A 21,112-nucleotide genomic window follows, 5' to 3' on the forward strand; every position below is an offset into this window, starting at 1 on the left:
CATGAAACTTGCAAATTCCCGCTTCGTTCGTTTGCTTGCATTGGAATGGCAATCTAAGCTCTCGCAATTATTTATCGTCATTATTTTATGGCAATGGCAGGCGATGGTCGAACCTGTCTGGTATAATGAAACGTTGGACATCTGCCGCCTTTCGTTAATCGCCGTTTTCGCGGTACATGCCTTGATGCCGATTCATATCGCTGCGCGCAGGACCATCATTGCCGTCCTTGTCGTCGCCATTCACGGTTTCGTACTGAACCGGTACGGATTGCTGCATTCCATAGACGGGAAGTTTCACGAGCGGCTCGTCCAATTTGGTCTCGATATCCTCCCTTACTTATGGTTTGCCCTTCTGATCTGGTTTTTATATGAATTCATTAATCATATCGTTGTCGGCAAAGGAAGAATTATCGCTTTTCTGGTTGTGGACATCGTCTGCTTGGGCATATTGGATTCCTTTACGATGGCGATGCTGTGGGAGGAAGTCGCCTTGACCGTTATCGCCGGCTTAGGGTGGCTCGCCGCCGAACATTTCAACCGGTTCAAGGCGAAATATCCGGAGGGCTGGAATTATGTCGCCAGCTATCCGCTTAGGCTGATTATGACGGTCATACTCATCTTCACGGCCGTCATACTATCCGGCATATTCATGCCGGAAGCCAGACCGCTGCTGATGGACCCTTATACGGCGTGGAAAACGATGAAAGGCGAGGAAGTGCCTGTCTTTATTAACGGCAAGGGAGAGGCGGTCTCGATATCGCGCAACGCCTCCTCCGGCTATAGCCGGGAGGACTCCGAGCTTGGCGGCGGTTTCGAATACAGCTTCGATCCGATTATGAAAGTGCAGACGACGGGCTCCAGCTACTGGCGGGGGGAAACGAAGTCGCTGTATACGGGAAAAGGCTGGGAAAATGCGGAAGAAGGGCGGTCTTCAGTCCCGGTGATATCGAATATGGAGTTGCCGTTGACAGGGAATAACTCGCTGGTGAAAACGCGGGAATTAACCCAAACTGTAACGATGATTGCCGATCAGCAGTTTCCCGTCCTGTTCGGGGCGTTTCCGATCGCCAAGGTGATGGAGATCGACGGCGAGGCGGAAATGCGCCGCGTGCGCTGGCAGCCTAAAGATATGGAGCTGCGCTGGGCAAGGCAAGGCTCCGGCCCGGCCTATCCGAGAACGTATACGATCGTCTCTCAAGTTCCGATCATGAACGAGAACGACTTGCGTCAGGTGACGTTTCAGCAAATCCGCAGCGAACAATACGAACTTTCGGATTATTTGCAGCTGCCCGACAATTTTCCGGAACGGGTAAAAGAACTGGCCGTCTCCGTCACGGAGGAGGCTGCAGGACCTTACGATAAAGTCAAAGCGCTGGAGCAATATTTGCGGATGTCGTTCATCTATTCGAATTCGCCGGATACGAGCTTGAAAGTGAGCGACGATTTCGTGGAAAGTTTTCTCTTCGAAATTAAGCAAGGCTATTGCGACTATTATTCCACCGCGATGGTGATGATGGCCCGCTCATTGGGCATTCCCGCCCGCTGGGTCAAAGGGTACGCTCCCGGCGTACGGGAAGGATACCGTCCGGAAATGTCGATGCCGCAAATGATGGACGAAACGATCGACGATTCGGGGACGTATACGGTTACGAACGCGGACGCACACTCCTGGGCGGAAGTATATTTTCCTAGCTATGGCTGGATTCCGGTAGAAGCGACTCCCGGTTTCGTGCTGCCGGCGTATTATGACTTAGAACAACCGGACGTCGAGACTTCCATTCCGCTCGTTCCGGAAACGGCCGAGACGGAGACGGCAACAAATGCCCCGGTTTCCTCCGGCTTGAAGGGCGTGATATGGATCATCGCGCTTAGCGCCGTCCTGGCGATTGGCGCGGGACTCTTGCTGTGGCGTTACCGTTCCGGACTTCGAAGCTTCATGCTAAGAATCGCGTATGGCAAAAAGCTGACAAGGGATCAAATGCTGATCGTCGAAACGGAAAGATGGCTTCGCTACTGCCGGCGCAAAGGGCTGCAAAGGGCGGATCACGAGACGGTCAGGGAAGCCGTCGGCCGATGGAGCAAAGAGCGAAGCTCGCTCGCGAAAACTTGGTCGGTGCTGTTGCAATTGTTCGAAAAGGCCAAATACAGTCCCGAATCGATTACGGAGCAGGAATTGGCGCTGGCGCAATCCGAGATCAAACATTTAAAACAGCGATTATAATGGGAAAGAACAACGGATTGCATTCTCATTAGCGCCTAATGAATCCGTTTGCTGCGATATATTTTGTCCGCCGCCTCTGCTGCGCGAAAAAAATCGGAGGCGGCGGCAATTTTTGCACGAAAAAGAAAGAATATGATATAGTTTGTCGTATGAAACCGAGGTGACGTGATTGTTAAGAAAGTTTATGCCCGATTTGAGGGTGAAGACCGTATACGATATCGATTTGCAATCGCTCTACGACCGCGGGTTCCGCGGAATCATTACCGATTTGGACAATACGCTCGTCGGGGCCAAGGAGCCCCATGCGACGCCGGAATTGATCGAATGGTTGGCTAAGGCGAAGCGGATCGGATTTCAAACGGTGATCGTATCCAACAATGTGCGCGAACGCGTCCATCTGTTTACGGAGCCGCTTAGTATTCCTTTCGTTTATTCCGCCCGCAAGCCGAAGGTTATGCCCTTCCGCAAAGCGCTGGCGTTAATGAAGCTCGAGCCGCAAGAGACGGTCGTCATCGGCGACCAACTGATGACCGACGTACTTGGAGGCAATCGGGCCGGATTGTTTACGATATTGGTACAGCCGATATCGATCCGCGACGAAGGATTCGGGACGCGGGTCAATCGTCGGATGGAGAAAGCGATCGTCGGTCGTTTGCGCAAAAAAGGAGATTGGTAACATGGAAGGAGGAGTTATCGTTTGACGGAACAACAAGAACGAACACCCGTTAACTCATGCGCCGGCTGCGGCGCCGCGCTGCAAACCGAAGCGCCGGACCGTCCCGGATACATACCCGCCAAAGCGTTGGAGCGTGAGCCGGCAATATGCCAGCGATGCTTCCGCATTCGCAATTATAACGATGCGGCGTCGGTGGCGATCGATCAAGACGATTTTCTGCGCATGTTGAGCCGAATCGGATCATCCGCCGATTCATCGTTTATTATCCATATCGTCGACTTGTTCGATTTCGAAGGCAGCCTGATTTCCGGATTGCAGCGGTTTGTCGGCAATAATCCGGTCATGCTGGTCGTCAATAAAGTCGACCTGTTGCCCAAAGTGACCAACTTCAACCGGGTTACGAATTGGGTGCAGAAACAGGCGAAGGAGCAGGGTTTGAAGGTTGTAGATATTGCGCTTGTCAGTGCCCGAAAAAATCAAGGCTTCGAACGGCTATTGGCCAAAATCGGCGAGCACCGGCGCGGACGCGACATCTATGTCGTCGGCGCTACCAATGTGGGCAAGTCGACTCTGATTAACCGGTTGATACGCGATTACAGCGATCTGGACCGGGAACTGACGACCTCGCGATATCCGGGCACGACGCTCGATCTGGTGCACATTCCGCTGGACGACGGAAAGTATATTATCGATACGCCGGGAATCGTCTATCCGTCCCGGTTGAGCGAACTGGTTACGCGCCAAGATTTGGGCGTTATTATGCCGGATCGGCCGTTGAAGCCTTCCGTATATCAACTGAACGCCGGACAAACTTTGTTCTTCGGCGCTATGGCCCGGTTCGATTTCGTGCAAGGGGAGCGCCAGTCGTTCACATGCTACCTGTCCAACGCGCTTGGCATTCACCGAACGAAGCTGGAAAAAGCCGACGAGCTGTACGCCGAGCATCGGGGCGGTTTGCTTGCCCCCCCAAGCCGCAAGCATGCGGACGAATTGCCGCCGTGGACGAAGCATGATATTCGCGTACCGCGCGGCGCCCGCTGCGATGTGTTCGTCTCGGGGCTTGGATGGATTAAAGTAAACGGGGACAGCGGCGCTTTGTTGAGCGTTCACGCGCCGAAAGGGGTAAAGGTGCTGCTGCGCGATTCGTTAATATAATATCGCATAAGGGGAGAGACGCTAGCGATGAGCAAGGATACAACGGTTCATATCGACAGCGATACGATATTGTTCGGCGTGATGGGCGATCCGATCCGCCATTCCAAATCGCCGCATATGCATAATCGCGCTTTGCGGGCGAAAGGGGTAAACGGCGTATACACGGCGCTGCATATCAAACCCGAAGCGCTTCGGGACGCGATTGCAGGCGTACGGGCGATGGGGTTCCGCGGGGTGAACGTGACGATTCCGCATAAAGTGAACGTAATGTCTCTGCTGGACGAAATCGACGAGGACGCGCGTTTGATCGGGGCCGTCAACACGATCGTGAACGACAACGGCAAATTGACCGGATACAACACGGACGGAATCGGCTACGTCCGCTCGCTTAAGGAAGAAGCCGAGCCGAACATAGCGGGCAAACGGATTCTCGTCATCGGAGCGGGCGGCGCCGCACGCGGAATCGTGTATGCGCTCGCGAAGGAGAAACCGGACGGCATTTGGATCGCGAACCGCACGGCGGAGAAGGCGCGGGAATTGGCGGCGGATTTTCAAGCGTTCGGACCGCTTGCCGGAATCGGCATGGACGACATCGGATCGTTGCATGGGGAGATCGACATCGTTATCAATACGACGTCGGTCGGCATGCATCCGCATGTCGACGCCATTGCGCTCGACCCGGATTGGCTGCGTCCGGATATGACGGTCAGCGATTTGATCTACAACCCGCTCCGGACGAAGCTGCTGAACGAGGCGGAACGGCGCGGCTGCCGAATTCACGGCGGTTTGGGCATGTTTATATACCAGGGGGCATACGCCTTCGAATATTGGACCGGGCTGCCCGCTCCGATCGAAACGATGCGCGGCGCACTATTGGAGTAATGGCCAGGGAAATTCGACAACAGTTTGAGGAGGACAATACCGAATATGCTTACCGGTAAACAAAAAAGATATTTAAGATCGCTTGCCCATCATTTGAATCCGATTTTCCAAGTCGGCAAAGGCGGCACGAACGATCAATTGGTGCGGCACATCGAAGAAGCGCTGGAAGCGAGAGAATTGATCAAAGTTTCGGTGCTGAACAACAGTACGGAAGATCCGCATGAAATCGCGCCGGAGTTGGCGGACAAATCCGGAGCCGAGCTGGTGCAGGTCATCGGGAAAACGATCGTGCTATATAAAGAGTCGCGGGAAAATAAACAGATCGAGTTGCCGTAGCCTCCGGCGCACCTCTCGTTGTTTGGAGGACGAAGCGATATGAAAAAAATCGGAATTATGGGGGGGACGTTCGATCCCGTTCATAACGGCCATTTGCTTGCGGCGGAAAGCGTGCGCGAACGAATGGGGCTGGACGAAATATGGTTTATGCCGTCGTTCCGTCCGCCGCATAAACCGGGCTCGCCCGGCGCAAACGCGGAGCAGCGCTGGGACATGGTATGTCTCGCGCTGCGGTCGAACCCGCATTTTCGCCCGCTCGACGTCGAGTTGAAACGGGGAGGCGTGTCGTATACGGTCGATACGATGCGGCAATTGCGGCAATCGTATCCGGAGCATTCGTTTTATTTTATTATCGGCGCGGATATGATCAATATGTTGCCGCAATGGCGGGATATCGAACAATTAGCCCGCGACATATCATTCATCGGAGTAAAACGGCCGGGCACGGCGCTGCGTCTAGACCGGCTTCCGGATTACTTGCAGGCCCGCCTCGCGCTTGCGGAAATGCCGCAATTCGAGATTTCCTCGACCCAAATCCGCACACGCACGGCAGCCGGGCAATCTATCCGTTACATGGTGCCGGAAGAGATACGGCAATATATTCAAGCGAATCGGCTGTACGAATCGATAGATGGGGGAGAAGTTCATGGACCGAGCGATATTGATTGACAAGGTGCGAGAGCAGATGCCGGCGCGGCGTTGGGAACATACGCAAGGCGTGATGGACACGGCCGTCATTCTGGCGGAGCGATTCGGCGCCGACCCGGTGAAGGCGGACTTGGCGGCCATTTTGCATGATGTAGCGAAATATTGGCCGACCGAACGGATGGAGCGCATTATTCGCGAACATCGATTGCCTGCCGACTTGCTGGAGCACGACAAACAGTTATGGCATGCCCCGGTCGGAGCGTTCGTCGCGGAACGCGATTACGGCATCAAGGACAGGGACGTTCTGGACGCGATCCGATATCATACGTCCGGGCGGGAACAGATGACGCTATTGGACAAAGTTGTTTGTTTGGCGGATTATATCGAGCCGGGAAGAGATTTTCCGAATGTGAATAATATTCGGGAACTGGCCAAACATAGCCTTGACGAAGCGCTTGTGGCAGGCTTTGATTCGACGATTCACTTTTTGCTGACCCGTAAGAAACGGATTTATCCGCTAACCGTCTTAGCCAGAAACGCACTAATCCAACAAATGGAGGTTAATGAATGACTTTAAGCTCAAAGGATGTAATGAATTTAGCCGTAGAGGCGGCGGACGATAAAAAAGGAATGAATATCGTCGCGCTCGATCTGCAAGGCATATCGCTCATCGCCGATTATTTCGTCATTTGCCACGGCAATTCGGATACGCAAGTCCAGGCGATTACGACCGAAATTCGCAAACGCGTGCAGGAAAGCGGCGGCACGGTACGCGGCATTGAAGGGATTGATTCGGCGCGCTGGGTGTTGATCGATTTAGGGGATGTGGTCGTTCACGTCTTTCACCGCGACGAGCGGGAGTATTACAGCATCGAACGGCTCTGGTCGGATGCGAAGGTCGTGAAAAGCGTATGAGTTTGATTGCCGGTACGATCGTAACTTTACCGGTTGCGCGCGAAGTTTCGCCTTACGGATTTTTCCTGACGAACGGAACGCAGGACGTATTGCTGCATTATACGGAACTCGCCGGAACGGTGGAGCCGGGCCAAGAGGTGGAAGTATTCCTGTACTACGATACGGAAGACCGCCTGGCGGCTACGATGCGGAAACCTTATCTTACGTTGGGGGAGCTTGCTTTGCTCGAGGTGGCCGACGTTCATCCCCGGCTGGGTTGTTTTCTGGAAATGGGTCTTGGGCGGCAACTGCTTCTGCCGATTCGCGAACTGCCCGAGATGAAGGAACTGCATCCGCAGGTCGGCGATAAAGTATTCGTCATCATGGAGCATGACAAGCAGGGAAGGCTCAAGGCGAAGCTTGCAGGCGAGAAAGATTTGGAGCCGCTCGCGGTCCGGGCGCCGTCCGCTTGGCTTGGCGAATGGAAAGAAGGAACGGTATACAAGCCGCTGCAAATGGGGACATTCGTGCTCGTCGACGGCGGCGTGCTCGGCTTCGGCGCGATCGGCATGATCCATTCGTCGGAACGGACGCGATTGCTTAGATTGGGCGAGCGGGTAAACGTTCGTATCAGTTTCGTGCGGGAAGACGGCAGAGTCAACTTGGCGATGGCTCCGCGCAAGGAGGTCGGACGCGTGGAAGACGCCGACCGGTTGCTTGCGTTTCTTAAGGAACGTCCGAACGGCGCAATGCCGTATTCCGACCAGACGCCTCCCGATTTGATTAAGCAGCGTTTCGGCATTAGCAAAGCCGCTTTCAAACGCGCGCTCGGGAAGCTGATGAAGGACGGGTTCGTCTATCAGAAGGAAAATTGGACATATTTGCAATCGAGCGACGCGCAGCGGAGTCCGAACGAACGAAAGTGATGTGATGCAGCATGAGATCTTACAAACGATTCGCGCATGTATACGATAGGTTAATGGAGGATATGCCGTATCCGGAGTGGCTTCGGTTCGCGCGAACGGGCTGGGAAAAGTACGGCATGCCCAAAACGGTCGTCGATCTCGGTTGCGGCACCGGCAGCATTACGGTTCCGCTAGCGAATTCCGGATTTCAGGTCACCGGCATCGATTTATCCTCCGACATGCTTGCCATCGCCAGACGGAAGATGGATCAATCGCCGTACGCAAACCGTATGTACCGGGAAGGCGGCGTGCTTTTTCTGCAGCAAGACATACGGACTTGGGAATTGCCCGGGCAGGTCGATTCGGTCGTTTCGTTTTGCGATTGTTTCAATTATTTGCTGGAAGAAGAGGACATCAAGCAAGCGTTCCGCCATACTTTTCAAGGGTTGAAGGCGGGCGGCACGTTTATGTTCGACGTGCATCAACCGGCGCAATTCGCCAAATACGCGGAAGAGCAGCCGTTCGTTTTAAACGAAAAATCGGTGGCATACATATGGACATGCGAGCTGGACGAAGTTCGCAGCGAGATCGAGCATCATATTACATTCTTCACGCGGGCGGAAGGCGCTTCGCTGTCGGAAGAGCTGTTCGAGCGCTTTGAAGAAGTCCATGTTCAACGGGCCTATCATCCGGATTGGCTGTATGCCCAATTAAAAGCAGCCGGCTTTGCGGACGTTCAAATATACGGCGACTTCAAATGGGAGCCTCCGCAAGACGACACGAGCCGCTTGTTTTATGTCGCGATCAAATAAAGCCGGATAAGGGAAAAATGTTCGAACATTCGGGCATCCGGGCATTCGAGCTTTCTTGACATCCGGGGCCGCAGTTTTTATAATCAATAAGTAAAGACGATATACGAAAAAGCGCGTTGATGAGGAATAGTAGTTTGCTATGGGCGTAATCAGAGAATCGGCGGAAGGTGCAAGCCGATCGTCACTTGCGAACGAACTCGCCTCGGAGTATTGCGATGAACTTGGCTCGCGGATCGGAGGAAGCGATTCCGCCGGCGAATTGAAATCGCAACGTCTTGCCCGCGTTAAGGGTCCAAAGGGAGCGAAGGCAAAGCATGCCTCTCGCTAACTAGGGTGGTACCACGGGAAGCGAACCTCTCGTCCCTAGCGATATTTACGCTATGGATGGGAGGTTTTTTTGGCACCATTGATTTTGCAAGTTTTCTCATTCAAACGAATACGAAACGAGGCGGACCCTATAGAATGCCGCCCTAAGGAGGATCATTGATGGCAGACGCAACACGTCAACAGCAAGGTTACAACCCGCTCGTCATCGAACCGAAATGGCAACGATACTGGGACGAGCATAAAACGTTCAAAACGACCGAAGACAAGGATAAGCCGAAGTTTTACGCATTGGACATGTTTCCTTATCCGTCCGGCGCAGGCTTGCATGTCGGCCATCCGGAAGGGTATACGGCGACCGATATCGTGTCCCGCTATAAGCGGATGCGCGGATATAACGTCCTTCACCCGATGGGATGGGACGCGTTCGGCTTGCCCGCGGAGCAGCATGCGCTCGATACGGGCGAGCATCCGCGCGACATTACGTTCAAGAACATCGACAATTTCCGCCGTCAAATCAAATCGCTCGGATTTTCTTACGATTGGGACCGCGAATTCAGCACGACCGATCCCGATTATTACAAATGGACGCAATGGATCTTCATCCAATTGTATAAGAAAGGACTCGCTTACGTGGCCGAGGTGCCTGTCAACTGGTGTCCCGCACTCGGCACGGTGCTCGCCAACGAAGAAGTCATTGACGGCAAAAGCGAGCGCGGCGGCCATCCGGTCATCCGCAAGCCGATGCGCCAATGGGTGCTGAAAATTACGGAATACGCGGAACGTTTGCTGGAAGACTTGGAGGAACTGGACTGGTCCGAGAGCATTAAAGATATGCAGCGGAACTGGATCGGCAAATCGAAGGGCGCCGAAGTCCGTTTTGCGATTGACGGGCATGATGCGGAATTGACCGTATTTACGACCCGGCCCGACACGTTGTTCGGAGCGACTTATTGCGTCTTGGCGCCGGAGCATGAATTGGTGGATCGAATTACGACGGAAGACCGGCGGAAGTCGGTGGAAGATTACAGAGAGAAGGCGGCGCGCAAGAGCGATCTGGAACGCACGGATCTGGCCAAGGAAAAGACGGGGGTATTTACGGGAGCCTATGCCGTTAACCCGGTTAACGGTAAGAAGACGCCGATCTGGATCGCGGATTATGTGTTGGCCGGTTACGGCACCGGCGCGATTATGGCCGTTCCGGGTCACGATCAGCGCGACTGGGAATTCGCCAAACAGTTCGATTTGCCGATTCTGGAAGTCGTAAAAGGCGGGGATTTGGCTAAGGAAGCTTATGCCGGCGACGGCGAGCACGTTAATTCGGACCTGCTGAACGGCTTAAACAACGAACAGGCCATCGCGCGCATGATCGAATGGCTGGAACAAAACGGCAAAGGGCAAGGAAAAGTAACGTACCGTTTGCGCGACTGGCTGTTCAGCAGACAGCGCTATTGGGGCGAGCCGATTCCGATCCTGCATCTGGAGGACGGGACGATGAAGACGGTGCCCGAAGATCAATTGCCGCTTGTCCTGCCTGACGTCGATCATATTAAGCCGTCGGGTACGGGGGAGTCTCCGCTCGCCAATGTCACCGACTGGGTGAATACGGTCGATCCGGAGACGGGCAAACCGGCGCGCCGCGAAACGAATACGATGCCGCAATGGGCGGGAAGCTGCTGGTACTATTTGCGTTTCATCGATCCGAAGAACGACAAGGAAATTTGCTCGAAGGAAAAACAAGCGGAGTGGCTGCCTGTCGACTTGTATATCGGCGGAGCGGAGCATGCGGTGCTCCATTTGCTGTACGCCCGCTTCTGGCATAAAGTATTGTACGATCTCGGCGTTGTATCGACGAAAGAACCTTTCCACAAGCTTGTCAACCAGGGCATGATTCTCGGCACGAACAACGAGAAAATGAGCAAATCCCGCGGCAATGTCATTAATCCGGACGATATCGTGAACGAGTTCGGCGCGGATACGCTGCGCATGTACGAAATGTTCATGGGGCCGCTCGAAGCTACGAAGCCGTGGAATACGAACGGCGTGGAAGGAACGTACCGCTTCTTGTCCCGCATTTGGCGCTTGTTTATTACCGAAGAAGGGGCGCTGAACCCGAAAATTACGGAAGCGCCGGCTGAGGGAGATTTTCTGAGAACATGGCATAGAACGATCAAAAAAGTGACCGACGATTTCGAACATTTGCGCTTCAATACGGCGATCAGCCAGTTGATGATCTTCGTCAACGATGCGTATAAAGCGGATCAATTGCCGCGCGAGGCGATGGAGAACTTCGTGCAAATGCTCTCGCCGCTCGCTCCGCATTTGGCCGAAGAATTATGGGAGCGTCTCGGCCGTCAACAATCGATCACCTATGTGCCATGGCCGACTTACGACGAAGCGCTGACCGTCGACGCCGAAGTGGAGATCGTCGTCCAGGTGAACGGGAAAATCGTAGAGCGCACCATGATTGCCGCCGATTTGGACGAAGAGGCGATGCGGGACAAAGCGCTGTCCTTGCCGGGCGTTCAAGCGGCGATGGCCGGCAAAACCGTCCGCAAAGTCATCGCCGTGAAAGGCAAACTGGTCAATATTGTTGCGGGTTAACCTTTTCGCTGCCAAACAGCAGATCCAACTTATCGAGATCTTCCTCGTATTTGGCATGCGTCGTACGAATTAACTGGTGGAACACGCCGTCGAGCTCGGCGCCGAGAATGCGCAGACCTTCGGCGGTAATTCCGCCGGGTACGGACACGCGGCGCTGAAGCTGTTCCAGCGTCAGTTCGCCCTCGGTCAGCAGCTTGCCCGTGCCGAATAACATTTCGCACCCGAGACGGGCGGCATGATCGCGGTTGATTCCGGTCTCTTCAACGGCAGCGTCAATGAATTTTTGCAAGAAAAAAGCGATAAAGGCCGGTCCGCAGCTGGAAATATCGGAAGTTACCCGAGTGAATCGTTCCTTGATTTCAATCGGGCGGCTGACCGATCCCATCAAATCTTCCAGCAGCAGCCGGTCTTCTCTATTGATGCGGCTTCCGTATATGCATAGCGATGGTCCGCTGCATACATAGTTGGTAATGCTCGGAATAATTTTGGCCACTTTGCATCCAAGCCGGCTTTCCAAATGCCTGATTTGCACCGGACTTGTAATCGAGACGACGATTTGCGTAGCGGCGACGAACGGTTCGATCTCGTCCACTACCGTTTTGAATTCAGACGGTTTCACACAGATGAATATGAGATCGCTTTCCCTGGCCGTCTCCGTATTGGAGGATGCGACCCTAAGCCCCGGATATCTCGTTGCCAATTGACGAACCTTCTGCATGGTTCGATTACTGGCGATAATTTGCCCCGGTTCAAGACTGCCTGATTGGATGAACGATTCGATCAAGATACTTCCCATGCTTCCCGTTCCTATAAATCCAACCGTCATCGTGATCCCTCCCACTCGATTCAAAATAGTTTGCAATGCAGTAAAGTAGTGAAGCCTGATGTCAAAAACATTTCTCCCCAGTATATGCGCAACGGTTTGCCCAATATTCGGATTTTTCCATATGTTTTGCAAGCAGCAAGATTCTCCCCGGGCGATAAGGCCCGAATATGTTTGCAAAGGAGCATTCGGTATGATAAGTAAGCTTAGGGAACTATGGTCGATGCAGAAATCGCTCGTGTATATAACGGCATGCGCCGGGCTGCTTGCCGTCGTCGTGATGGTCGCCCGCTCCCCCGGTCAAGCGGAACTTCCGGGTTGGACGAAATTAAACGAATCGATGCAGCAGGCTCTCGACGAGATCGAAGGCGCATCCGGGGGAGGCCCGGCGCAAAACGACCGTCTTTCCGTTCAAGAGCAAGGGGCCGGCGATATCGAAACCGCAGCCGTCAATACAACGGCCGATGTGCCGCAAACTCCGGATTCGGAACGACAAGTTGCAGCTTCGGCTTTATTGGAAGACGGCGGCAATGGGGACAATGCGGCCGCCGGCGGTACGGCAGTTGCGGGCGATGCGGACCAATCCGGGAAAATTAACGTGAACGAAGCGGGGATCGACAGGCTGATGGAGCTGCCGGGGATTGGCGAAGCGAAGGCGAAGGCGATTATTGCATACCGGGAACGGAACGGGAAATTCAAATCCGTCTCCGACTTGACGAAAGTAAAAGGAATCGGCCCGAAAATATTGGAAAAAATGCGCAGCAAGGTTGCTTTATAATATGAAACGAGCATGGAGCGCGTCATAGTGATTCCGCGCATATTTCCGTATCATTGACCCGGCGTGGTACAATAAAAAGAAACGATAACTGATGGAGATGAGTGTACGGTGCGCAAAGATTGGGATACGTATTTTATGGATATCGCTTATATGGCGTCAACCCGCTCGCGTTGTCCGCGCCGCCATGTGGGAGCGGTGCTGGTGCAAGGGAAGAAACTGCTCGGTACCGCATACAACGGCGCGCCGATGGGGGTGGACGACTGTACGGACGCAGGCTGTATGGTCGCGGAGGAATATGAAATGACGATTGTGGACGGGCGCGAGGAAATGGTCAAAAAGCAGCGCTGCGTGCGCACGATCCATGCGGAACAAAATTTGCTGCTGTTTACCGATCGGATCGACCGCGAAGGCTCGACCGTGTACGTTACCGATCAGCCTTGTTGGACATGTGCGAATATGCTTGCCAACAGCGGAATCGCCGAAATCGTATACGACAGGCCTTATCCGAAGGATAGCGAGAAGGTCGAAGCGATGATGCGGCAGAAAGGAATCGTATTCCGCCGTTTGGAGAGCTATCAGCCTCCGCGGGAGACGATCATGGACGTTACCGATTAATTGTTAAGTCTAATAACCGAATAGTCAACCGGATGATCGAATCGTTCGGGAAATGAGGAAGAACCTCTGCAATCCACTATCGATGGAACGGCAGAGGTTTTTTTGTATGGAATAAGGGGGATGAACGGATGGCGGATCGACGGCCGGTCGTATGGTTTGCAATCAGTTGGATCGCGGGCAGCGGCGCCGCATGCCTGTGGAACGGAATTCATTTGCCGGCGCTCTGCGCCGCGGCATTATGCTTCATACCGATTCTCGTCTATTATCGCGCCGTATCGGTTAGGTTGGCGCTGTTGTGTTGGGCCGCTTTTTGTGCGGCTGCCCTGTATTGGCATTGGAATGATATGCGCAATGCGAGCGGCTTGGCGGATGACATGCGCAACCTGGACGAGCGCGAAGTGCGGCTGGCCGGGACGATCGATTCGCCGGTCGACGTGGACGGGGATCGCGCCGATTTTCGCCTGCGCGGCCAATGGGTGCGATTTGCCGATACGAATGAGCATATTTCGATCAACGAGACATTGCTTGTTCAAGTGCGATTGACGGAAAAGAGCGGGCAGCAAATTGCGGGACGATGGGAGCGGGGAGACCGGGTCGAATTGGAAGGAATGTTGAAGCGGCCCGCCGGCGCGCGGAATTTCGGCGCCTTCGATTACGGCGCATATTTGCGTACGCAGCGCATTCATTGGATCGCAGCCGTAAAAGGAACGGATTCGGTCGTCGTCAAGCCGGAGGGGCGAAAGCGATGGAACCGGGGGCATCTGCTGCGCTGGAACGACAGGCTGCGCGCGAAGCTGGGGGACAAACTGGACGAATTGTTCGCGGAACGTTATGCGGGATTTATGAAGGGGCTTGTCATCGGCATGCGCGACGATTTGGACCCCGAGCGGTTTCGCGAGTTCGCCAAATTGGGGCTGACGCATGTTCTGGCCATTTCCGGGCTTCATGTCGCCGTGTTTATCGGTTGTTTCTTCTGGATATTCCGCAAGCTCGGACTGACGAAAGAAACGAGCCAACTGCTTGTTATGGCGTTGATTCCGTTCTACGTGCTGCTGTCGGGAGCGTCGCCTTCCGTCGTCCGCGCCGGAATGATGGCGATCGTCGCGTTGTACGCCGCGCGTCAACAGGTGCTGAAGGACGGGCTGCATATATTGTGCATCGCCGCGCTTCTGATGTTATGGTGGGATCCTTATTATTTGGTGAACGTCAGCTTTCAGTTGTCGTTTATCGTGACGGCGGGATTAATTCTCGGCGTGCCCCGCATGCAGAGATGGCTCCCGCTCCGGTCGAAGAAGGCCGCGGCTTTGATCAGCCTGAATGCCGTCGCGGAACTCGTTTCGTTTCCGATGTCGATCTATTACTTTCATCAATATTCTTTATTGTCGATTGCGGCCAATATCGTGCTTGTCTCATTCATCAGCCTAATCATCTTGCCGCTCGGCATGGCAACCTTATCGCTCGGCATCATCTACACGCCTCTCGGGCAATTCGCGGCATGGACGGCCGAGCGATTGACCGAGCCGGTTTTCCGCATCGTTTCATGGATGAACGGGCCGGACGCTTTCCTATTGATTTGGCCCAAGCCGGCGATTTGGCAAGTCATGCTGTACTATGCCCTGCTCGTCGCGTTCGCCTATTTGGCCGGACAACTCCATTCGCGCCGGCATGCGGCGAGCGAGGCCGCGGCGCGATCCGCGGGGGGCCCCGACGAAGACGAGACCGTTCCTTTGGCCGGCTTCGCGGGCGGCGGCAGCGCTGCCGGATCGCTCCCGCTTCGCAAATGGATCCCGTTATGCGCCGTCTTCTGCTTATGGGGCGGACTGCTTGCCCACATGTATCAACCCGCATTATGGGATCGCAACGGGTCGGTCCAATTTTTGGACGTCGGCCAGGGCGACAGCATTCTGATCCGTACCCCGCACGGCAAGACGCTATTGGTCGATGGAGGAGGAACGGTACGGTTCCGCAAGCCGGGCGACGAATGGAAGGAGCGGAAAGATCCGTTCGAAGTCGGGCAAAAATTGCTTGTTCCGCTGTTGAAGCAGCGCGGCGTGCATAAGCTTGACGCTGTGATTGCGACCCATCAGGATCAAGATCATATCGGCGGATTGCAAGCGGTGCTCGAACAAATTCCGACGCGAGCGGTCATTTTCAACGGAACGCTGAAACCGGGCGATGCGGCGGCGAAGCTGTTTCGCACGGCGAATGAAAAGCGGATTCCGCTATACGCGGCGGTCGACGGCCAAACGCTAACGCTGGATAAAGATACCGAAATAAAATTTATCTATCCGTCTGCGACATTTTCGCAGCAACCGCGTATAACGATTACGAAAGAACAAAACGACCGCTCTGTCGCATTTGTCATGAAAATGAAGGAATCGACCTTTTTATTCACAGGAGATATGGAGCGCAAGGCGGAACTTGCGGTCGTCGACAAATATGCGCGAACGGACGCCTTTCGTCCGGTGGACGTCATGAAAGTGGCGCATCATGGCAGCAAGACGTCGACGACCGACGATTGGCTGCGGCTGTGGCAGCCGAAAACGGCCGTCATTTCCGTCGGCGCCGCGAACTTCTACGGCCATCCGACCGCGCAAGTGCTGGATCGGCTCAAAGCGTTCGGAGTATCGACGCTGCGCACCGACAAGAACGGAGAAGTACAGATGCAGGTGCGCCGCGACGGGATTTATGTTCGTACGAAGCTTATAGAGGAAGCGATGTGAAACTATCTTTTTCATGGCATCGCTTTCTCAGAAGTTTCAGGTATACGGTCTATTTTTTTTCTGGTATTCTAAAACAAGAGCATTTGTCCGTGTCAATTTTCTATGGAAAGAACAGTCTAATTTAATATAATAATCAGTGCAACAAAATAACGGGAAATCACGTCTGTAATGTTGCAAGAGAGGGGGATCCTGGTGGTAGAGCAAGAACTCATAAGAGCTGCTCAATCGGGCGATCGCGACGCTCTAATATCTCTATTGCGTAAAATTGAAACCCATGTTTACCGTACGGCCTTTTATTTGTTGAATAACGAACAAGATGCGTTAGACGCTTCGCAAGAGGCGCTCATTCGGATTTATTCGAAAATTCAATCATACGAGGAAAAAGCGCAATTTAAAACATGGGTGCAAAGAATCGTTACCAATATTTGCATCGATAAGTTTCGCCGCAATAAACCTTCCGTTTCCATCGAGGAACATAATCTCGTTTTTACGGGGGATCATAGTGTGGAGAACGAGGTTATGGCAACTTATGTGGCGCAAGATATTCATGAAGCGATCGATAAGCTTCCCGACCATCATCGGGCCGTAGTCGTTTTGAGATATTTACAGGATTTTTCCTATAATGAAATTGCAGATTCGCTAAACTTGCCGCTCAATACGGTGAAATCGTATCTGTTTCGAGCGAGACAGCAACTGCAAACGTTACTTCAAGATTATCAGAAGGGTGGTGTTCGAGGATGACATGTCCAGAGGTGATGGAATTAATGAACAGATATATGGATCACGATCTGAGCGAGAGCGAAATCAACCACCTGAACGAGCATTTGCGGGAATGCTCTTCATGCCAAGTCATGTTCGAGCGGTTGAAGCGTTTGTCCGCCGAGCTGGAAAGTTTGCCGAAAGTCATGCCGAAATTCAGCATCGTAGATACCATTCTGCCGCAATTGGAAAACATCGATCTGGCTGCCGCGAAGGAACAATCGCCGGAGGACGGACAGCTTGAAGGCGGGGCCGCCTCCATCACGGCAGCGCCCGTGAAGCGGAGTTGGCGCGAGCGCTTTCCTCTCCGGGCGATCGGCGGCGTTGTGGCAGCCGGCTTCGTTGTCGGTTTGTTTATGGTGTTGTATAAACCGGAAGTGTCGCAGCAAGCGGATATGGAACTGATGTCTACCGCGAATCAAGCGGGAGTTGCGGCATCGCAGGATACGTTCGCGGCGGATATGCCCGGGGACGAAGCGAAGGACATGTCCAAAGTAACGACGGAAAGCGCGCAACCCGACAAGAAGGCGGATTCAAAACCGGAAGCAAACGGTCCGAAGGAGAAGGAGGCGCCCGCGAGCAACAAAGGAGACGAGCCGGCGGCGGGAGCACTGCCGCAAGAAGTGCATAAGTCCGGCGACGCAAACGAAGGGACCGGTTCTCAGGATAACATTGCGCAAGGATTCGCTCGAGATAATGCAGGCATTGCTTCCCAAGGGGAAGCAGCGAGTCCTGAGGCGGGTGTAGAAGATCCTGCCATGGATATGAGAATGGGAATCGCGAAGACGACTCGCCTTGAATCGCCTTCGCCCGATCTTCGCTTCACTGCGTTTTTTGAATCCGGCCTATTGAAGGTCACGGATACCGACAACAAAGTGGTATACGAGAAGGAACTGCCGAACGGTTCGGTTCATCGAATCGAATGGTCCGAAGACGGCAAGACGCTGACTTACGAATGGTCGCAAGACGGCGGCGAGACGGTGACGGAGACCGTCGCTGCCAGCGAATTCGCCAAGAAATAGGCGGCGGCAGACGAAAGTCGGGGCACGAACGCATGCACACATTGACGCATGCGATCGTATATTATATAAACGAGAAGTCATCGACGCCCCTTGCGTCGGATGACCGTCCGCGAGAAGAGCCTAGGACTTCTTCGCGGATGTTTATATAGATGTTCAAACAAAAAGGCTGCGCGCGGGTGCGCAGTCTTTTTGTTGTTGCCGCGCCCCGATTTTGCTACAATCGAATACAGCGAAGGAGGGACGAATGTGGATTATAAAACGGCTGCCAAAGAAATACAAAAAGGTATGGTGAAACCGATTTACGTCTGCTATGGGACGGAAAAATACCGTATCCGGGAATTTATCCACTTTTTATCTTCCCATGTGATCGGGCAGGAAAACCGCGATTTGGCGTTGACGAAATTCGACTTGAACGAAACGCCGATCGAAGCGGTCGTCGAAGAAGCGGAGACGCTTCCGTTTCTTGTGCCGCGCAAAGTGATCCTAGTTAGCGATTCCACGGTGTTCGCGGCAGGCAAAGATACGAACAAAATCGATCATAAAACGGACCGGCTGCTGAAATATATGGATAATCCCGCCGATTACAGCGTGATCGTCTTTTTCGTGCAGAACGAGAAGCTGGACGAGCGCAAAAAAACGGTGAAAAAAGCGAAGGAATGCGGAGCGGTCATTTCGTTTGCGCCGCTCGGCGCCGAGGAATTGCTGCAATGGATTAAGAAGCAAGCGCGCGAACGCCGCTGCGATCTTGCCGCCGGCACTGCGGAGGCGCTCGTTGCCTGCGCGGGGACGAATTTGCAGACGCTGGCGTCGGAAATCGAGAAACTTTGCTTGTTTGCCGGGGATGGCGGCGTCATCGAACCGGAAACGGTGGAACAGCTCGTCGCCCGGAGCAGCGAGCAAAATATATTCGTTTTGATCGAGCAAATCGCGCAATTGAAATTGGAAAAGGCGCTGGGCATTTTCTACGACCTGTTGAAGCAGCGGGAGGAGCCGATTAAGATCGTCGCTTTAATCGCGCGGCAATTTCGGATTATGCTGCAGGTGAAGGAATTGGCGCGGCAAAGCTATTCGCAGCAGCAGATGGCGTCCTCGCTCGGATTGCACCCCTATGCGGTGAAGCTGGCGGCGGAACAGGCGAAGCAATTCGACGCGGGCCGTCTTAGCCGGATTTTGGCCGATCTGGCTCAATTGGATTATGAAATGAAAAGCGGCCGCGTCGACAAAATATTGGGCATCGAGCTGTTCCTGCTGCGGCTGGCCGCTTGATGCGCATAACAAAAAGTCCTGAAGCTTCCATAGCTCAGGACTTTGTTTCATGTATAAGCGCTTGCTTACGCTTGCGCAGTAAGAGCGTTTAATTTTTTCGCCAAACGAGATTTTTTGCGGGCTGCTGCATTTTTGTGGAGCAAACCTTTCGTTACGGCTTTGTCCAGCTTTTTGGAAGCAACGATCAAAGCGGCCTTCGCAGTTTCCACTTCGTTATTAGCGATCGCGACATCTGCGGCTTTAACGGCTGTACGAAGCGCAGATTTTTGGGATGCGTTTAATAAACGGCGTTTTTCGTTCGTTTTTACACGTTTCACAGCGGATTTAATATTCGGCATTGCATTCACCTCCTGTAAGGCATAAGTATTGCATAACTAGAATCGATATAGATCCCACAACTTAAAATATTCTATCATGTGACTAGGCAAATTGCAAGACAATTGCTTTTCGGCCACTTTTCGAAAGCCGCCTGCATAAACGGGAGGCACGTCTCGCACAATATACAAAAAAGCGGTTTGGAAGGAGTTTTGCAGAATGGAACTGGATTTGCAGCGCTATTCGGTGCGAACGGATTTGGCTCTGGAAGCGAAGGAGATGGCCGAGGCTGTCCATGGCGGAGCGATCCCCGGCGTGGCGGAAAACGTCGAAGAAGAGGATGGGATTAAAATTACGCGGATCGACGTGGAAACGGAGGAAGGGGCGAGAGCGCTCGGCCGCATTCAAGGGCATTACGTCACGCTGGAGGTGCCGCAGCTCCGGAAGAAGGATTCCGATTTGCAGGACCGCGTTGCGACCAAGTTTGCCAAGGAATTCGAAGCTTTCCTGGAAAAAATCGGCGTCAGCCGGGTTGCCAAGGCACTCGTCGTCGGACTCGGCAACTGGAATGTAACGCCCGACGCCTTGGGGCCGATTGTAGTGGAAAATATTATGGTGACCCGCCATTATTTCGAAATTATGCCCGATCAAGTGAATCCCGGCTACCGGCAAGTCAGCGCCGTAGCTCCCGGCGTGCTGGGCATTACCGGCATTGAATCGAGCGAGATCGTGCAAGGCATCGTAGAGAAGACGAAGCCGGATCTGATTATCGCCATCGACGCGCTGGCATCGAAAGCGCTGGAGAGGATTAACACGACGATCCAAATCGCCGATATCGGCATTCATCCCGGCTCCGGAATCGGCAACAAACGCAAAGGACTAACGAAGGAGACGCTGGGAGTTCCGTGCCTCGCTATCGGCGTCCCGACCGTTTGTTACGCCTCGACGATCGTCAACAACGCGATCGAACTGATGCGGGAGCATTTCGCGAAGGAAACGACCGAAACGAAGCAAATTATGGGATTGCTGGACGATATCCATGAACAGGACCGGCTCGCGCTGGTCAGAGAAATTTTGCAGCCGCTGGGCCATGATTTGATCGTAACGCCGAAAGAAATCGACGAATTTATCGAAGATATCGCCAACATTATCGCCAGCGGTTTAAACGCCGCTTTGCACGAAGCGATCGACACGGATAATGTCGCCGCTTATACGCATTGACCGCGTCTAGGGCCCGCCCCAAGTCAAGAACATTGGCTTAGGGGCGTTTTTTGCTGTTTGGCCGTCGTCGGGGGGCGCCTTTTAGGCTGATCCTACTAAAATGTTCAATTATGTTTTGGTTCTATTTACTAGA

Annotated in this window: 20 protein-coding genes and 1 other annotated feature; of the genes, 18 read left to right on the forward strand and 2 right to left on the reverse strand. The window is 53.6% G+C overall.

Annotated features, from left to right (window positions below; all coding sequences use genetic code 11):
* Position 1 precedes the first annotated feature (1 nt).
* The 11 genes from LQ229_RS17470 (at position 2) to leuS (ending at position 11,457) form a co-directional block, all read left to right on the forward strand.
* Entirely contained in the window at positions 2 to 2,221 is a 2,220-nt protein-coding gene (locus LQ229_RS17470; RefSeq protein ID WP_216540047.1) for a transglutaminase domain-containing protein, read from the forward strand.
* 184 nt (positions 2,222 to 2,405) lie between these two features.
* The gene (locus LQ229_RS17475) at positions 2,406 to 2,897 is read left to right on the forward strand and encodes a YqeG family HAD IIIA-type phosphatase (protein WP_216540094.1); all 492 of its coding nucleotides are present in this window, start codon (positions 2,406 to 2,408) and stop codon (positions 2,895 to 2,897) included.
* Positions 2,898 to 2,918: 21 nt separating this feature from the next.
* Positions 2,919 to 4,052, forward strand: coding sequence for a ribosome biogenesis GTPase YqeH (yqeH, locus tag LQ229_RS17480; protein WP_216540048.1), 1,134 nt, complete (start codon positions 2,919 to 2,921; stop codon positions 4,050 to 4,052).
* A gap of 27 nt (positions 4,053 to 4,079) precedes the next feature.
* Positions 4,080 to 4,934, forward strand: a complete 855-nt coding sequence (aroE, locus tag LQ229_RS17485; RefSeq protein ID WP_216540049.1) for a shikimate dehydrogenase — start codon at positions 4,080 to 4,082, stop codon at positions 4,932 to 4,934.
* Positions 4,935 to 4,979: 45 nt separating this feature from the next.
* Positions 4,980 to 5,270 (forward strand): ribosome assembly RNA-binding protein YhbY, encoded by a 291-nt coding sequence (gene yhbY, locus LQ229_RS17490; RefSeq protein ID WP_216540050.1) that lies wholly within the window; start codon positions 4,980 to 4,982, stop codon positions 5,268 to 5,270.
* Positions 5,271 to 5,309: 39 nt separating this feature from the next.
* A complete protein-coding gene (gene nadD, locus LQ229_RS17495; protein ID WP_216540051.1) occupies positions 5,310 to 5,939 on the forward strand; it encodes a nicotinate-nucleotide adenylyltransferase in 630 nt (209 codons plus the stop codon).
* Positions 5,917 to 6,489, forward strand: coding sequence for a bis(5'-nucleosyl)-tetraphosphatase (symmetrical) YqeK (gene yqeK, locus LQ229_RS17500; protein WP_230192385.1), 573 nt, complete (start codon positions 5,917 to 5,919; stop codon positions 6,487 to 6,489). The genes nadD and yqeK overlap by 23 nt, the downstream gene beginning before the upstream one ends.
* Positions 6,486 to 6,833, forward strand: coding sequence for a ribosome silencing factor (gene rsfS, locus LQ229_RS17505; protein ID WP_216540053.1), 348 nt, complete (start codon positions 6,486 to 6,488; stop codon positions 6,831 to 6,833). Before yqeK ends, rsfS begins: the two co-directional genes overlap by 4 nt.
* Positions 6,830 to 7,738: a S1-like domain-containing RNA-binding protein gene (locus tag LQ229_RS17510; RefSeq protein ID WP_230192386.1), complete on the forward strand. Its 909-nt coding sequence runs from the start codon at positions 6,830 to 6,832 to the stop codon at positions 7,736 to 7,738. The genes rsfS and LQ229_RS17510 overlap by 4 nt, the downstream gene beginning before the upstream one ends.
* Before the next feature lie 11 nt (positions 7,739 to 7,749).
* The gene (locus tag LQ229_RS17515; protein WP_230192387.1) at positions 7,750 to 8,529 is read left to right on the forward strand and encodes a class I SAM-dependent methyltransferase; all 780 of its coding nucleotides are present in this window, start codon (positions 7,750 to 7,752) and stop codon (positions 8,527 to 8,529) included.
* Positions 8,530 to 8,636: 107 nt separating this feature from the next.
* Positions 8,637 to 8,897: a binding site (T-box leader), on the forward strand.
* Between the two features lie 118 nt (positions 8,898 to 9,015).
* Positions 9,016 to 11,457, forward strand: coding sequence for a leucine--tRNA ligase (leuS, locus tag LQ229_RS17520; RefSeq protein WP_216540056.1), 2,442 nt, complete (start codon positions 9,016 to 9,018; stop codon positions 11,455 to 11,457).
* On the opposite strand, the gene comER is transcribed toward leuS, so the two are convergent.
* Complete coding sequence (gene comER, locus LQ229_RS17525) at positions 11,438 to 12,283, reverse strand: late competence protein ComER (protein ID WP_216540057.1); 846 nt, start codon at positions 12,281 to 12,283, stop codon at positions 11,438 to 11,440. The two genes, leuS and comER, sit on opposite strands and share 20 nt — an antisense overlap.
* 190 nt (positions 12,284 to 12,473) lie before the next feature.
* On the opposite strand from comER, the gene LQ229_RS17530 reads away from it, so the two are divergent.
* From LQ229_RS17530 to holA, 6 genes are all read left to right on the forward strand, one after another.
* Entirely contained in the window at positions 12,474 to 13,058 is a 585-nt protein-coding gene (locus LQ229_RS17530; protein WP_230192388.1) for a helix-hairpin-helix domain-containing protein, read from the forward strand.
* Between the two features lie 108 nt (positions 13,059 to 13,166).
* Positions 13,167 to 13,673 carry a dCMP deaminase family protein gene (locus LQ229_RS17535; protein ID WP_216540059.1) on the forward strand — a complete coding sequence of 169 codons (507 nt, stop codon included), beginning with the start codon at positions 13,167 to 13,169 and terminating at the stop codon, positions 13,671 to 13,673.
* Between the two features lie 128 nt (positions 13,674 to 13,801).
* Positions 13,802 to 16,396, forward strand: a complete 2,595-nt coding sequence (locus LQ229_RS17540; protein WP_230192389.1) for a ComEC/Rec2 family competence protein — start codon at positions 13,802 to 13,804, stop codon at positions 16,394 to 16,396.
* 192 nt (positions 16,397 to 16,588) lie between these two features.
* The gene (locus LQ229_RS17545; protein ID WP_216540061.1) at positions 16,589 to 17,137 is read left to right on the forward strand and encodes a sigma-70 family RNA polymerase sigma factor; all 549 of its coding nucleotides are present in this window, start codon (positions 16,589 to 16,591) and stop codon (positions 17,135 to 17,137) included.
* Positions 17,138 to 17,151: 14 nt separating this feature from the next.
* Complete coding sequence (locus LQ229_RS17550; RefSeq protein WP_290370047.1) at positions 17,152 to 18,177, forward strand: zf-HC2 domain-containing protein; 1,026 nt, start codon at positions 17,152 to 17,154, stop codon at positions 18,175 to 18,177.
* Between the two features lie 246 nt (positions 18,178 to 18,423).
* Complete coding sequence (holA, locus tag LQ229_RS17555; protein WP_216540063.1) at positions 18,424 to 19,443, forward strand: DNA polymerase III subunit delta; 1,020 nt, start codon at positions 18,424 to 18,426, stop codon at positions 19,441 to 19,443.
* 65 nt (positions 19,444 to 19,508) lie between these two features.
* On the opposite strand, the gene rpsT is transcribed toward holA, so the two are convergent.
* Positions 19,509 to 19,781 carry a 30S ribosomal protein S20 gene (rpsT, locus tag LQ229_RS17560; RefSeq protein WP_216540064.1) on the reverse strand — a complete coding sequence of 91 codons (273 nt, stop codon included), beginning with the start codon at positions 19,779 to 19,781 and terminating at the stop codon, positions 19,509 to 19,511.
* A gap of 196 nt (positions 19,782 to 19,977) precedes the next feature.
* Between rpsT and gpr the strand changes: the two genes are divergently transcribed.
* Complete coding sequence (gene gpr, locus LQ229_RS17565) at positions 19,978 to 20,979, forward strand: GPR endopeptidase (protein ID WP_216540065.1); 1,002 nt, start codon at positions 19,978 to 19,980, stop codon at positions 20,977 to 20,979.
* The last annotated feature ends 133 nt before the right edge of the window (positions 20,980 to 21,112 follow it).

The sequence above is a fragment of the Paenibacillus sp. CECT 9249 genome (assembly GCF_918697855.1).
GTDB lineage: Bacteria > Bacillota > Bacilli > Paenibacillales > Paenibacillaceae > MSJ-34.

Excerpts from the sequence above, each read along its gene's own strand:
- LQ229_RS17475 (WP_216540094.1), top strand. The coding sequence starts at position 2,406 with ATGCCCGATTTGAGGGTGAAGACCGTATACGATATCGATTTGCAATCG.
- yqeK (WP_230192385.1), top strand. The coding sequence starts at position 5,917 with ATGGACCGAGCGATATTGATTGACAAGGTGCGAGAGCAGATGCCGGCG.
- gpr (WP_216540065.1), top strand. The coding sequence starts at position 19,978 with ATGGAACTGGATTTGCAGCGCTATTCGGTGCGAACGGATTTGGCTCTG.
- rpsT (WP_216540064.1), bottom strand. The coding sequence starts at position 19,781 with ATGCCGAATATTAAATCCGCTGTGAAACGTGTAAAAACGAACGAAAAA.
- nadD (WP_216540051.1), top strand. The coding sequence starts at position 5,310 with ATGAAAAAAATCGGAATTATGGGGGGGACGTTCGATCCCGTTCATAAC.
- comER (WP_216540057.1), bottom strand. The coding sequence starts at position 12,283 with ATGACGGTTGGATTTATAGGAACGGGAAGCATGGGAAGTATCTTGATC.
- LQ229_RS17470 (WP_216540047.1), top strand. The coding sequence starts at position 2 with ATGAAACTTGCAAATTCCCGCTTCGTTCGTTTGCTTGCATTGGAATGG.
- yhbY (WP_216540050.1), top strand. The coding sequence starts at position 4,980 with ATGCTTACCGGTAAACAAAAAAGATATTTAAGATCGCTTGCCCATCAT.
- leuS (WP_216540056.1), top strand. The coding sequence starts at position 9,016 with ATGGCAGACGCAACACGTCAACAGCAAGGTTACAACCCGCTCGTCATC.
- LQ229_RS17530 (WP_230192388.1), top strand. The coding sequence starts at position 12,474 with ATGATAAGTAAGCTTAGGGAACTATGGTCGATGCAGAAATCGCTCGTG.
- LQ229_RS17540 (WP_230192389.1), top strand. The coding sequence starts at position 13,802 with ATGGCGGATCGACGGCCGGTCGTATGGTTTGCAATCAGTTGGATCGCG.
- aroE (WP_216540049.1), top strand. The coding sequence starts at position 4,080 with ATGAGCAAGGATACAACGGTTCATATCGACAGCGATACGATATTGTTC.
- rsfS (WP_216540053.1), top strand. The coding sequence starts at position 6,486 with ATGACTTTAAGCTCAAAGGATGTAATGAATTTAGCCGTAGAGGCGGCG.
- LQ229_RS17515 (WP_230192387.1), top strand. The coding sequence starts at position 7,750 with ATGAGATCTTACAAACGATTCGCGCATGTATACGATAGGTTAATGGAG.
- LQ229_RS17510 (WP_230192386.1), top strand. The coding sequence starts at position 6,830 with ATGAGTTTGATTGCCGGTACGATCGTAACTTTACCGGTTGCGCGCGAA.
- LQ229_RS17550 (WP_290370047.1), top strand. The coding sequence starts at position 17,152 with ATGGAATTAATGAACAGATATATGGATCACGATCTGAGCGAGAGCGAA.